General features: G+C 71.6%; 11 protein-coding genes. 6 read left to right on the forward strand and 5 right to left on the reverse strand.

Annotated elements, in window-relative coordinates:
- Nucleotides 1-156: 156 nt before the first annotated feature.
- The 3 genes from ACQEVU_RS26015 to ACQEVU_RS26025 are packed head-to-tail and all read right to left on the reverse strand — an operon-like array spanning nt 157 to nt 3704.
- On the reverse strand, nt 157-2874 hold the full coding sequence (locus ACQEVU_RS26015) for a carbohydrate-binding protein (RefSeq protein ID WP_433327856.1): 2718 nt from the start codon (nt 2872-2874) through the stop codon (nt 157-159).
- Between the two features lie 30 nt (nt 2875-2904).
- Nucleotides 2905-3387, reverse strand: coding sequence for an SRPBCC family protein (locus tag ACQEVU_RS26020; RefSeq protein ID WP_433327857.1), 483 nt, complete (start codon nt 3385-3387; stop codon nt 2905-2907).
- Nucleotides 3384-3704 carry an ArsR/SmtB family transcription factor gene (locus ACQEVU_RS26025; protein WP_433327858.1) on the reverse strand — a complete coding sequence of 107 codons (321 nt, stop codon included), beginning with the start codon at nt 3702-3704 and terminating at the stop codon, nt 3384-3386. Before ACQEVU_RS26025 ends, ACQEVU_RS26020 begins: the two co-directional genes overlap by 4 nt.
- Before the next feature lie 183 nt (nt 3705-3887).
- Between ACQEVU_RS26025 and ACQEVU_RS26030 the strand changes: the two genes are divergently transcribed.
- Complete coding sequence (locus ACQEVU_RS26030; RefSeq protein ID WP_433327860.1) at nt 3888-4361, forward strand: hypothetical protein; 474 nt, start codon at nt 3888-3890, stop codon at nt 4359-4361.
- The gene (locus tag ACQEVU_RS26035; protein WP_433327862.1) at nt 4361-4723 is read left to right on the forward strand and encodes a winged helix-turn-helix domain-containing protein; all 363 of its coding nucleotides are present in this window, start codon (nt 4361-4363) and stop codon (nt 4721-4723) included. Before ACQEVU_RS26030 ends, ACQEVU_RS26035 begins: the two co-directional genes overlap by 1 nt.
- Before the next feature lie 325 nt (nt 4724-5048).
- On the opposite strand, the gene ACQEVU_RS26040 is transcribed toward ACQEVU_RS26035, so the two are convergent.
- Nucleotides 5049-5378 (reverse strand): hypothetical protein, encoded by a 330-nt coding sequence (locus ACQEVU_RS26040; protein ID WP_433327864.1) that lies wholly within the window; start codon nt 5376-5378, stop codon nt 5049-5051.
- A 344-nt stretch (nt 5379-5722) separates the two neighbouring features.
- On the opposite strand from ACQEVU_RS26040, the gene ACQEVU_RS26045 reads away from it, so the two are divergent.
- Genes ACQEVU_RS26045 through ACQEVU_RS26060 form a run of 4 tightly spaced genes read left to right on the forward strand, consistent with a single transcriptional unit; the run spans nt 5723 to nt 10608 of the window.
- Nucleotides 5723-7069, forward strand: a complete 1347-nt coding sequence (locus tag ACQEVU_RS26045) for an enolase C-terminal domain-like protein (protein WP_433327866.1) — start codon at nt 5723-5725, stop codon at nt 7067-7069.
- Nucleotides 7070-7076: 7 nt separating this feature from the next.
- Nucleotides 7077-8111 carry a sugar ABC transporter substrate-binding protein gene (locus ACQEVU_RS26050; protein WP_433327868.1) on the forward strand — a complete coding sequence of 345 codons (1035 nt, stop codon included), beginning with the start codon at nt 7077-7079 and terminating at the stop codon, nt 8109-8111.
- A gap of 20 nt (nt 8112-8131) precedes the next feature.
- Nucleotides 8132-9604: a sugar ABC transporter ATP-binding protein gene (locus ACQEVU_RS26055; RefSeq protein WP_433327870.1), complete on the forward strand. Its 1473-nt coding sequence runs from the start codon at nt 8132-8134 to the stop codon at nt 9602-9604.
- Nucleotides 9601-10608, forward strand: coding sequence for an ABC transporter permease (locus ACQEVU_RS26060; RefSeq protein ID WP_433327872.1), 1008 nt, complete (start codon nt 9601-9603; stop codon nt 10606-10608). Before ACQEVU_RS26055 ends, ACQEVU_RS26060 begins: the two co-directional genes overlap by 4 nt.
- A 61-nt stretch (nt 10609-10669) precedes the next feature.
- On the opposite strand, the gene ACQEVU_RS26065 is transcribed toward ACQEVU_RS26060, so the two are convergent.
- Nucleotides 10670-12238, reverse strand: coding sequence for a putative Ig domain-containing protein (locus ACQEVU_RS26065; protein WP_433327874.1), 1569 nt, complete (start codon nt 12236-12238; stop codon nt 10670-10672).
- Between the last annotated feature and the right edge of the window lie 11 nt (nt 12239-12249).

Here is a 12249-nt window from a genome sequence, read left to right on the forward strand (position 1 = left end):
CGCCGGCGAACCGGTGCGCGAACCGCACGTCGGCCCACCGCACCAGCGACGTGCCCGGCGAGCCTGAAGGCATGCTGCTCGCCGCCGGGCTGCTCGCCCGCTACGTCGCCGGGGCGGACCTGCGCGGCGGCGGGACTACCTCGTTCGTCGTACGCCCTACTGCGGGACGAGGTCGTACCGCTCCCACGGGCCGATGGCGTCACGGTTGGCGATGAGCGGGCCGGCGCCGGCGCCCTCCGCGGTCACGTATCGGCCGTTGACGGCCGCCTTCAGGCTGACGCTGCCGTCGGGGTTGTGGACGAGTTCGAAGCGCTCCCAGGCGCCGGCCTCGGCGCGGTTGGCGATGAGCGGGTTGGCGCCCGCGTGCTCCGCGCACACGTAGCGGCCGTTGACCCGGGCGCGCAGGGCGACGTCGCCGCCGGGCAGGTCGATGATGTCGAAGGTCTCCGCGGTACCGACGGTGCTCCGGCCGGCGACGAGCGGCGCGGTGCCGCCGTAGGAGGCGGTGACGTACCGCGAATTCGCCCGGGCCCGCAGCGCCGAGCCGCCGGTCGGGCGGGGCCGCAGCGTCGCCGCGCCGCCCAGCGTCGCGGTGGTGCCGGGCAGCGTCTTGGCGCCGTCGTTGCGGGCGCCGGTGAGCGTCGTGCGGGCCGCCGAGCCGAGCGGGCGGGCGGCGCGCTCCACGATGTACACCCCGCCCGCCTGCGTGGCGAAGCCGGCCTCGTCCGCCGTCGTGGTGGCCAGGATCGCGCCGTCGGCGGCCCGGCGGACCCGGACCTGCTCGCCGGGCCACGGGTTCACCACCGTCGCCGGTCGCCCTTCGAGGCTTTTCAGGCCGATGTACGCCGTGTCGCCGTCCTGCCGCTCGGAGCTGACCAGGAAGCCGTCCTGCGCCAGCAGCGTGAACCGGCCGGCGAAGCCCGCGCCGCCCGGAACGGCCGGGAACACGCGGATCCGCCCGTCGTAGGACTGCAGCAACGACTCGTGCACGGCGCTGAGGTGGTTGCCGAGGTACGCCAGGCCCGTGCCCAGGCCGTTGGGGTAGGTCTGGTACCGCTGCAGCATGGCCTTCATGAGCGCCTGCGCCTCGTCGCCGAGGCCCAGCCGAGCGGCCTGCACCGCGGCGTCGCCGGCGTCCGGGTAGGGCCGCGCCTTCCACGTGGCCAGGGCGGTGCCGTAGTCGCTCGCGCCGAGGCCGGTGGCGTCGAAGGGCCAGATGAGCTCGGCGGCGACGTTGTCGGTGCCGCGCGCCGTGACGGCCGGCGGGTCGTGCGGCCGCCAGGCGCCGTCCCGGACCTGGTACGGGTGCAGCCGCCCGAGCAGGTCCAGCCACTGCCCGCGCAGGCCGGCGTCGACGCCGAGGGCGGCGGAGAGCATGACGCCGATCGGGGCGAGCAGCCGGATCGCGGCGAGGTCGGTGGCGGCGTCGCGCACGTCCCGGTACGTGTCGAGGGCGTCGGAGGACGGGAGGATCCACTCGCCGTCCTGCTCGCGCACCCGGCTGAGGTACAGGCGCAGGACGTCGCGGACGAACGGGTACGCGGTGTCACGCAGGTAGGCGGCGTCGCCGGTGTAGCGGTACTGCAGGTACATGCCGTACGCGACCTCGGCGCCCGTCGACAGCAGGCCGGCGCGCGAGTCGCCGGGCCGGCCGTCCCACGACATGGTGGCGGGCACCCACAGGCCGTCGGAGCGGTTGAGCGTGGCCGCGTTGCGGGCGTAGAGGCCGTTGAGCGTGGCGAACAGGTCGGCGTGGTTGCCGGCCAGGAGCGGCGCGTAGACGGCGCGCTCGTCGCGGTACCGATATCCGGCGCTCTCGCTCGTGGTGTCCTGCGCCGCCCGGAAGACGCCGTTGGCGGCGTGTACCGGGTACGTGCCGTAGGCGCCGGCGGCGATCACGTACGTCCCGAGGTAGTACAGGTTCTCGAGGTAGTCGCCGCCGTCGCGGTACTGCACGAAGGAGCGCCGCCAGAAGTCGTGCCAGAAGTCGCGGTACCGGCCCAGCGTCGTCAGGTAGCCGGCGCCGCCGGCGGCGGCGAGCTGCCCCCGGGCCCGGGCCCCGGAGTCCCTGTCCGGCGCGTCGATGCGCGCGGCGGCGGTGAACCAGACCGTGTAGCTCGGCGTCGGCGTGATCGTCAGCCGCACCCGGGTGTCGTCGACGACCTGCGTGGTGAACGCGGCGCCGTCGACGGTCGCGGCGAGCGTGTAGCCGAAGCCGGCCGGGTCGTCCTGCCCGCGGCTGAGCCCCGCGCCGGCGGCGTCGGCGTACGCCTGCGGCCGCTGCCACGAGTCGCCGCCCGGGCCCGGCGGCCACAGGCTCAGCTCGAGCGCCGTGGTGGCGGACCCGGGCCGCGGGTCCTCCACGTGGATGCCCATCGCCTCGGAGCCGGGCACGCCGAGGACGGTGACGGTGCGCTGGTCCTCCTTGGTGACGAGGGTGCCGTCGTACAGCGACAGGCGCTGCTGGTAGGAGCCGCTGCCCTCGTCGAGGCCGAGACTGACGAGCCCGGCGGCGTACGCGGACTGGCCGGACAGGTCGACGCCGGACACCTGCATCGTGAGGCCGTCGCCGCTCCACACCATCGCGCCGGTCCGGCCGTTGCCGACGGGCAGGCCGCGCAGCGGGTCGGTCTGCGGGCTGTTGTACACGACGTCGTGCTGCGCCAGGTATCCGGCGTAGTCGACGTCGAGCACGCCGGTCCCGGGGTTGAACGCTTCGGTGCTCGCCGGATTTTCTTGCGCCGCTTCGGCTCGCGCCGCGTTGGCGTGGGCCGCTTCGGATTGTGCCGAGTTCGCTTGCGCCGGTTCGGCCAGGGCCGCCGGGGCCGGTATCAGCAGGACTGTTGCCGCGGCGGCCCGGCCGATCTTGAACATGCGTCCAAGTCTGACAAAACGGGCAGCGGTTCAGTCGCCGAACGCGGAACCCGTCTCCAGCAGCGACTTGAGGTCGCTGAGCACCCAGGCCCACCCGCCGCCGGCCCCCATCTCCTCGAACTCGCCGCCCATGAGCCGCCCGAGGTTGGGCGCGCCGGCGAGCTCGTGCACGACGGTGAGCGCACAGACGCCGTCCTTGCCCTCCTTGATCTCGTACGTCAGCCGCGTGAACCCCTCGGCCGCCGTCCCCGGGTCCATGAGCATCCGGAACGTCTGCACGAGCCGGTGCGGCGGGTCGACCTCGAGGATCTCGCCGTCCACGCCGATCTCGGGCGCGCCGGCCGCGATCATCCCCGGGTTGGACCGACCGGCGACGGCGCCGCCGGGCCGCAGCTCCATCTCGGTGGTACCGCGGTAGCCGTACCGCCCGTTCCACTCCGGCGACGTGATCGCGTCCCAGATGCGTTGCGGGGTGGCGCGGATGTACACCTTGTAGACCTGCGTGCCGCTCACGGCTCCTCCTCGAGTTGTCGCTTCAGATCCAGCAACTGCCCGGCGCGGTCGCTGGTGTACTTGTCGATCCACCGGTCGTGGATCTGCCGGATCGGCACCGGATTGAGAAAGTGCAGCTTCTCCCGCCCGCTGCGCCGGGTCACCACAAGGCCGGCCTCCTCGAGCACCCGCAGATGCTTCATGACGCCGAACCGCGTCATCGACAGCTCGGACTCGAGCTCGGTGAGCGTCCGCCCGTCGCGCACGAACAGCAGGTCGAGCAGAAACCGTCGCGTGGGATCGCTGAGTGCCTTGAAGACGCGATCGTCGTCGTCCACTACCCGAAGTTAGGTGACCAACGGGTCACATGTCAAGCACCCGCCCCGCGAGCGCCGCCCGCATCCGCCTCTGCAGCCCGAGCTTGGCGAGGATCCGCCCGGCAGCCCTCGACTGCTTTCCCCCGAGGAAAATGCATGATACTTTCCTCAAAGGAAAACAGTCCGACGACCAAGGATGGCTCCATGCACCCGCACGACGCCCAGTCTTCGCTCGACGACATCCGACGCCTCCAGGACCGGACCCGGGAGCAGGTCGTCCGCCAGAGCTTCGCCCTCCCCTACGTCGTGCTCGCAGCCCTCGGGCTCTTCGTCGGGCTGGCGTCCATCGACCTGCAGAACCCTTGGCGCACCGCCGTGGTCCTGGTCGGCTTCGGCCTCTTCGTCGCGGTGGGGATCGTGCACCAGCGCCGGGCCCTCGTGCAGCGAAAGCCCACCGCCCTGGAGCTGCTGTTCTGGGTGGGCCTGTCGGCCGGCCTGATGCTGCTGTTCGGCGTCTCCCGGATCGCCGCCTGGGTGCTGTTCGGTCTTCCGGCGCAGGGCCTGGCGTCGCAGGGCATGCTCGCCGCGGCCGCCACCGCTGTCACCTACGTCGCCCTGACGCCCCTGATCCGCCGGACCTTCAAGGAGATCGTGCTGCGCGACGGCGGACGCGCCTGATGGACCCCCGCTTCGACGAGTTCCTGCACGTCCCAGCGCGGTTGTCGATCGTCGCCCTGCTGGCACCGGCGGCCTGGGTGGACTTCGGCTTCCTGCGGGACGCGATCGGCACCAGCGACTCGGCCCTGTCCAAGCATGTCTCGGCACTGGCCGAGGCCGGATACGTCGCGGTTCGCAAGGACCAGCAAAGCCGGGCGCGGCGTACCTCCGTGCAGCTCACCCCGCAGGGACGGCAGGCGTTCCAGCGGCACGCGGCCGCGCTGGAGCACATCGTCGCGGCGGCCGCTGCGCAGCCACCGGACCCGGACGATCACGTCGCACCGGTCGCCCCGGCAGGCGACACGATCCGCGAGCCTTCCTAGCCCACCTGTCCGACATCAGCCAACGGGCGAATGCCGAAGCCCGGAGCACGCCCGGCTCGCCGTCGACGTTTTCGCCGTGTGTCGTCGAGGAGCCCCGTCCGGGCCATCGGTGGCCCTGCAAACAGCCGCGGCGGCAACGGCGGCACCCGCATCGCCGGCCCCCAGGCCACCGTCCGGCACACCCCGAGCACCTGAGCGGTGGCGCCGACAACGGGGCAAGCGCCGCATGGCGGTGGACGGAGGAGCTGGCGGCGGCCGCCGCGAACCGCGGCGCGGGCAGGATCCGGTCGAGGTCCGTCGAACAGCTCGGACGTCGCGGCGGTGCTCAGTTGGCCTTCGGCGTCGGGGACGGGTCGGTTTCGGGAGCGGCGGTGCGCGGCACGTACGGCGACGGCTTGCCGCCGCAGAACGACACGTCCCACTCCGGCACGCGCATGAAGTTGTTGCCCGCGTCGCGGCTCGTCGTCGCGAACGCCACGCCGTCGATGCACACGCGCGTGATGTTCGGGTGGCCGTCGACGTTGGCGTACACCTCGATCTTGTCCGGGTTCTTCCACGCAACACCCTTGATGTCGTGGGAGTTCGCGTCGTCGCTGCTGCACGCGGCCAGTGCGAGCAGCGCGGCCAGGGCCGGCAGGATCACCTTGAGCTTCATGACTTCACTCCCCGTCAATGGCGCGTACCGATCGACATCAGTACACCAGAGGCGGGCAAAACACTGTGCCGGCTGCGGGGCCCCGCAGCCGGCACTTGGCCCTGTTGCCGCGTCGGCGTCACGGCAAAAGGGCGTCGCCCGTGCTCGCGGCGGTGGCTCCGGCCATCGAACCATGGGCAACCCTCGAGTCAGTAGTGAACATCCGAGGTATGGCTGAGTCAAGTTGTCGGCGCACTTCTGTTCGTCGACACAAAAGCCTTGCCTTCGAAGACCTCGCCTGCTAAACATCGGATGTATTTGTGCGGATCAACGACCTACGCACGCGAGGCGGGTGGGGCGGGGCGATGAGCAACCGGTTCGTGGAGCTTTCCACCTACGACGTGCGGTTTCCAACCTCGCGGCAGCTGGACGGATCCGACGCCATGAACCCCGACCCCGACTACTCCGCCGCGTACGTCGTGCTGCGCACGGACGGCCGCCACAGCACCGAGGACCCCGCCGGCCACGAAGGGCACGGGTTCGCCTTCACGATCGGGCGCGGCAACGAGGTACAGACGGCGGCAATTCTGGCTCTGAAGCCGTATATCGTCGGGCGTCCGGTGCAGGAGGTCCTCGACGACCTGGGCGGGCTGTGGCGGGAGCTCGTGCACGACTCCCAGCTGCGCTGGCTCGGGCCCGAGAAGGGCGTCATGCACATGGCGATCTCCGCCGTGGTCAACGCCCTGTGGGACCTCAAGGCGAAGCGGGCCGGACTGCCGCTGTGGCAGCTGCTGGCCTCGATGCCGCCGGAGGAGCTCGTCGACCTGGTCGATTTCCGGTACCTCACCGACGCCCTCACCCCGGCCGAGGCGATGGACCTGCTGCGGCCGGGCGCGGAGGGGCGCGAGGAGCGCATCGACGCGCTGCTGTCGGAGGGCTACCCGGCGTACGCGACGTCGCCGGGCTGGCTCGGCTACGACGACGACAAGCTCGCGCGGCTGTGCCGGGAGGCCGTCGCGGCCGGGTTCACGCAGATCAAGCTCAAGGTCGGCGCCGACCTCGACGACGACCTGCGGCGGATGCGCATCGCCCGCGACGTGTGCGGGCCGCACGTGCGCATCGCCGTCGACGCCAACCAGCGCTGGGACGTCGACACCGCCGTGGAGTGGGTGCACGCCCTGGCCCCGTTCCACCCCTGGTGGGTCGAGGAGCCCACCTCGCCCGACGACGTGGTCGGGCACGCCGAGATCGCCCGCCGCATCGCGCCCGTGCCGGTGGCCACCGGCGAGCACGTGCAGAACCGGGTGGTGTTCAAGCAGCTGCTGCAGCTGCACGCCGTGTCGTTCCTCCAGCTTGACGCCGCGCGGGTCGCGGGGGTGAACGAGAACGTGGCCATCCTGCTGCTGGCGGCCAAGTTCGGCGTCCCCGTGTGCCCGCACGCCGGCGGCGTCGGGCTGTGCGAGCTGGTGCAGCACCTGTCGATGTTCGACTACGTGGCGGTCTCGCGCAGCATGCGCAACCGCGTCATCGAGTACGTGGACCACCTGCACGAACACTTCGCCGACCCGGTCCGGGTACGCGGGGGCCGCTACCTCGCGCCGCTCGCACCGGGTTTCAGCTCCACCATGCGGGCGGAGAGCATCGCCCGCTACGCGTTTCCGGACGGCCCCATCTGGAACCCCGCGCCGCCCCGCGGCCCGTACACCCCTTAGGACAGCCATGAGAAAGCTGGCACCGCTCGTCGCCGCCGCGCTGGTCGTCACCCTCGCGGCCTGCAACTCCACGACCGACAAGCCGGGCGGCTCCGCCACCGGCGGCGCGCCGATCGCCGTCGACCTGCCGCGCGCCGACTCCGACTTCTGGAACTCCTACGCGAAGTACATCCCGCAGTACGCCAAGGAGAGCGGCATCAACCTGATGACGCCGACCAACTCGCAGAACGACATCGCCAAGCTGGTGGCCAACACGCAGGCGTTGACGAGCCAGGGCGCAAAGGCGATCGTGATGGCACCCCAGGACACGGGGGCCATCGCCACCACCCTGAACACGCTGGAGCAGAAGAAGATACCCGTGGTCACCGTCGACACCCGGCCCGACAAGGGCAACGTGTACATGGTGGTGCGCGCCGACAACCGGGCGTACGGGCAGAAGGCGTGCGAGTTCCTCGGCCAGAAGCTCGGCGGCAAGGGCAAGGTCGTGGAGTTCCAGGGCTCGCTGTCCTCGGTGAACGGCCGCGACCGCTCGGAGGCCTTCGCCGAGTGCATGCAGCAGAAGTACCCCGGGATCACCGTGTTCGCCGAGCCGACGGACTGGGAAGGTGCCAAGGCGTCCGCGGCGCTGCAGACCCGCCTCACGCAGCACCCGGACATCAACGGCATCTACATGCAGGCCGGCGGCGTGTTCCTGGCCCCGACGCTGCAGCTGCTGCGCTCCAAGAACCTCATCGTGCCGCCGAGCGACCCCAAGCACATCTTCATCGTGTCCAACGACGGCATCCCGCAGGAGTTCGACGCGATCCGCAAGGGCGAGATCGACGCGACCGTGTCCCAGCCGGCCGACCTCTACGCGAAGTACGCGCTCGCCTACGCCAAGGCGGCGACCGAGGGCAAGACCTTCCAGCCCGGCAAGACCGACCACGACAGCACGATCGTGCAGGTCCGCGACGGCGTGCTGGAGGACCAGCTGCCGGCGCCGCTCGTCACCAAGGACAACGTCGAGGACACGGCGTTGTGGGGAAACCAGATCGGTACATGATGTCGGTAACGGAAAATGCCGTGGCGGCCGTCGGGGTGAGCAAGCACTTCGGCGCCACCACGGCACTGTCGGACGTCACCCTGCGTATCGCGCCCGGCGAGACCCACGCGCTCGTCGGGCGCAACGGCGCCGGCAAGTCGACGCTCGTGTCGCTGCTCACCGGCCTGCACCGGCCCGACGCCGGCGAGATCCGCTTCGGCGGCGAGCCCGCGCCGCCGGTCGCCGACCGCGGCGCGTGGCGGCGGCGGGTCGCCTGCGTGTTCCAGCGCCCCACGATCATCCCGACGCTGACGGTGGCCGAGAACCTGTTCCTCAACCGGCAGAGCGAGCGCGGCCCGATCCGCTGGGGGGCGCTGCGCCGGCGGGCCGGGGAGCTGCTGGACGAGTACGCGGTCGGCGTCGACCCGGGCTCCCTCGCCGGCGACCTCGACGTGGAGCAGCGGCAGCTGGTCGAGATCGCGCGGGCCCTGTCGCAGGGTGCGCGGTTCATCATCCTCGACGAGCCGACGGCGCGCCTGGACGCCACGGGCATCGAGCGGCTCTTCACCCGGCTGCGCGCCCTCGCGGCCGGCGGCGTGACGATGCTGTTCATTTCACACCATTTGCAGGAGGTGTACACCGTGTGCGACACCGTCACCGTCCTGCGCGACGCGCGGTGGATCCTCACCCGGCCGGTCGCCGGGATCGGGCACGACGAGCTCGTGGCCGCGATGACCGGCGAGGCGGTCGGGCTGACCGATGTCGCGCCGCGGCCGCCGGTGGCGCCGGACGCCCCGGCCGCGCTGCGCCTGGACGGGCTCGCCCTCGACGGGGCGTACGAGCCGCTGACGCTGGAGGTCAAGACCGGCGAGATCGTCGGCGTGACCGGCTCCGGCAGCAGCGGCAAGGTGTCGCTGGCCGAGACCGTCGGCGGGCTGCGCCGGGCCACCGCCGGCACCGTCACCGTGGGCGAGCGCCGCGTCGCCCCGGGTGTGCCCGCCGCGCTGAAGGCCGGCATCGGCCTGGTGCCGCTGGACCGTCACCGCGAGGGCCTCGTGCCGCTGCTCTCCGTCGCCGAGAACGCCACCCTGCCGATCGCCGACCGGCTCGGCCCGGCCGGGGTCGTCGTGCCGGCGCGGCGGCGGGCGGCGGCGCACGCGTTCATCGAGCGGTACGACATCCGCACCGAGGGCCCGGACGCGCCCGTGTCCAGCCTGTCGGGCGGCAACGCGCAGAAGGTCGTGCTGGCCCGGGCGCTGTCCACCGGCCCGAGTTTTCTCGTGCTCATCAACCCGACGGCCGGCGTCGACGTGCGCTCCAAGGAGTCGCTGCTCGGCGCGGTGCGCGCCGCCGCGGACGACGGCACCGGCGTGCTCATGGTCTCCGACGAGCTCGACGACCTGCGCCACTGCGACCGCGTGCTCGTGATGTTCCACGGGCGCGTCATCACCGAACTGCCGGCCGGCTGGAGCGACACCGAGGTGGTCGCCGCCGTCGAAGGAGTCTCCGCATGAGCACCTCTGTGACCACGCCGACGGCGGTGCGCCGGCCCGTGCCCCGGCTGGCCCGCCTGCGCGACCTGGCGCTGGTGCCGGCGATCGTCGCGCTGCTCGTCGTCGGCGCGCTCATCGACCCGGTGTTCCTGTCCACCAACAACCTCGTCAACGTGCTGCAGCAGCAGACCGAGCTGTCGCTGCTGGTGCTCGGCGAGACGCTGATCCTCATCGGCGGCCGCTTCGACCTGTCCCTGGAGTCGACCGTCGGGCTCGCGCCGGCGCTCGGGGTGGCGCTGGTCATCCCGGCCGCGAGCCACGGCATCGGCACCGAGTGGGCCACCGCCCTGGCGGTGCCGATCTGCCTGCTGGTCGGGGTTCTCGTCGGGGCGCTCAACGGGGTGCTGATCCTGCGCTTCGGCCTGTCGGCGTTCATCGTGACGCTGGGCATGCTCATCACGCTGCGGGGCGTGCAGATCGGCATCACCAGCGGGCAGAGCCTGTTCGACCTGCCGCCGTCGGTGATGTACCTCGGCAGCACGGTCTGGGCGGGTGTACCGCTGTCGGTGTGGCTGTGCGCGGTCGTGTTCGCCGCCGGCATCGTCGCGCTGGGCTGGTTCCGCCACGGCCGCTCCGTCTACGCCATCGGCGGCAACGTCGACGCGGCGCGGGCGGCCGGCGTGCGCACCGACCGGGTCATGTACGCGGTCTTCATGATCGCGGGGCTGCTGGCCGCGCTCGCCGGGCTGCTCATGGCCGGCCGGCTGGGCTCGATCGCGTCCAACCAGGGCGATCAGATGATCTTCAGGGTGTTCGCGGCGGCGGTCATCGGCGGCGTGAGCATGAACGGCGGCAAGGGCACGCTGTTCGGCGCCCTGTGCGGGGTGCTCGTCCTCGGCCTGGTCAGCAACATCCTGACCCTGGCCGGCGTGTCCGCGCAGTGGATCCAGGCGGTGTACGGCCTGGTGATCCTGGTCGCGCTGGTCGTGGCCCGGCTGACGACGGGCCGGTCGCAGGACTCCTGAGGCTCCTGGGTGAGGAGGGGGCGGGCGGGGACCGGGTGGTGGGTCCCCGCCCGCCGCGCGTTCAGGACAGGGTCACCGCGACGTCGTCGAGGACGAACGACGTCTGCAGCGAGGAGTCCTCGGTGCCGTTCCACTTCAGCGTCACCGTCTGCCCGGCGAACGCGTTCAGGCTGTAGGACTTCTGGACGTACCCGGTGCCCTTGTTCAGGTTCGACAGCGTGGCGAGGGTCGTCGAGCCGGCCGTGACGGTCAGCTTGTCGTACTGCGTCGTCGTGGTGGTCTCGGCGGTGTCGATGTGCACCCAGAACGTGAGCGTGGCGCTGCAGCCGGCCGGGATGGTGACCGCCTGCGAGACGCTCTCGGTGTGCGTCGAGCCGTAGCCGAGCAGCCACGCGCTGTACGTGCCGCCGTGGGCCGCCTGGCCCGACGACGCCCACTGGCCGATGGCGCCGGTGGTGCCGCTCCAGCCGGTCGCGCCCGACTCGAAGCCGGGGTTGGTGACCTTCTGGCCGCTGCAGGTGCCGCCGCCACCGCCGCTGACCGTCCAGCTGAACGTCGTGCTGCCGCTCGCGCCGGTGGTGTCCCTGGCCGTCACGGTGGTGGACGTCGTCTGGGCGGTCGTGGGCGTACCGCTGATGAGGCCCGTGCTCGCGTTGATGCTCAGGCCGGCGGGCAGGCCGGTCGCGGAGTACGTCAGCGTCTGGCCGGACGCGGAGTCAGTCGCGGTGATCTGCAGCGACACCGCGGTGCCGACGGTCGCCGTCTGCGCGCCCGGGTTGCTCACGGTGACCGTGTTGCCGGGCGAGCTGGCGCCGGTGAGCATGCAGCCGGCGACGGTGAGGTCGACGGCCCGCGACGAGTTGAGGCAGGTGGTGAACCAGTACGTCTCCTCACCGTAGGACTGCCCCTGGTGGACGGTGACGTTGCCGTTGGCGTCGACCTCGCACGGGTTGTTGAGCGTGCAGCTCGCCCCGTCGTCGTTGCCGGTGTTGTTGATACCGATGATCTGCCGGTCGGACGAGCGGATGATCGGCGAGCCGGAGGTGCCGTGGGTGGTCTGGCAGCCGGTGTTGTACCGGATCGAGTCGTGCCACGTCCACTGGTCCTCGCGCAGCGTCGGCACGAACCCGTTGATGGTGCAGGTCCAGACCTGCTTCCAGTAGCTGGACGGAATCGTCATCGCGGTGCCGTCGGCCGGACGGGCGGCGGCCACGGTCAGCGCGGTGGTGTTGTACTTGGTCTTGATCGACGCGAACGTGTCGGTGAGCTGGTACAGCGCCACGTCCGTGTTCGTCATCGTGCCGTAGATGAGCTTGTCGGAGCGCACCGTGCCCAGCGACGCCCCGCTGTCGCTCAGCAGCGTGCCGGAGCGCGTGCTGCTGCGGTTCTGCAGCACGACGCCGGCGTTGATGAACCCGTTCTCGTAGCAGTGGCCGTTGGTGAGCATCATGGCCCGGTCGGCGTCGACCGACTGCGGCCAGCGCACCAGCGAGCCCGAGCAGTTGTTCAGCGCGATCGTCGCGCCCAGTCCGGTGACCGCGAGCGCCTGGGCGGGCGCGGGCCCGACGACGACGCCCGCGGCGACGGCAAGGATCGCCGCCCCGACTGCGAGGGTCCGTCTCTTGCGCATGGGGGTTCCCT

Source organism: Dactylosporangium sp. CA-139066 (assembly GCF_050936175.1).
GTDB lineage: Bacteria > Actinomycetota > Actinomycetes > Mycobacteriales > Micromonosporaceae > Dactylosporangium.

Coding starts and splice junctions, on each gene's coding strand:
- ACQEVU_RS26050 (WP_433327868.1), top strand. CDS start 7,077: ATGAGAAAGCTGGCACCGCTCGTCGCCGCCGCGCTGGTCGTCACCCTC.
- ACQEVU_RS26045 (WP_433327866.1), top strand. CDS start 5,723: ATGAGCAACCGGTTCGTGGAGCTTTCCACCTACGACGTGCGGTTTCCA.
- ACQEVU_RS26060 (WP_433327872.1), top strand. CDS start 9,601: ATGAGCACCTCTGTGACCACGCCGACGGCGGTGCGCCGGCCCGTGCCC.
- ACQEVU_RS26030 (WP_433327860.1), top strand. CDS start 3,888: ATGCACCCGCACGACGCCCAGTCTTCGCTCGACGACATCCGACGCCTC.
- ACQEVU_RS26065 (WP_433327874.1), bottom strand. CDS start 12,238: ATGCGCAAGAGACGGACCCTCGCAGTCGGGGCGGCGATCCTTGCCGTC.
- ACQEVU_RS26035 (WP_433327862.1), top strand. CDS start 4,361: ATGGACCCCCGCTTCGACGAGTTCCTGCACGTCCCAGCGCGGTTGTCG.
- ACQEVU_RS26015 (WP_433327856.1), bottom strand. CDS start 2,874: ATGTTCAAGATCGGCCGGGCCGCCGCGGCAACAGTCCTGCTGATACCG.
- ACQEVU_RS26040 (WP_433327864.1), bottom strand. CDS start 5,378: ATGAAGCTCAAGGTGATCCTGCCGGCCCTGGCCGCGCTGCTCGCACTG.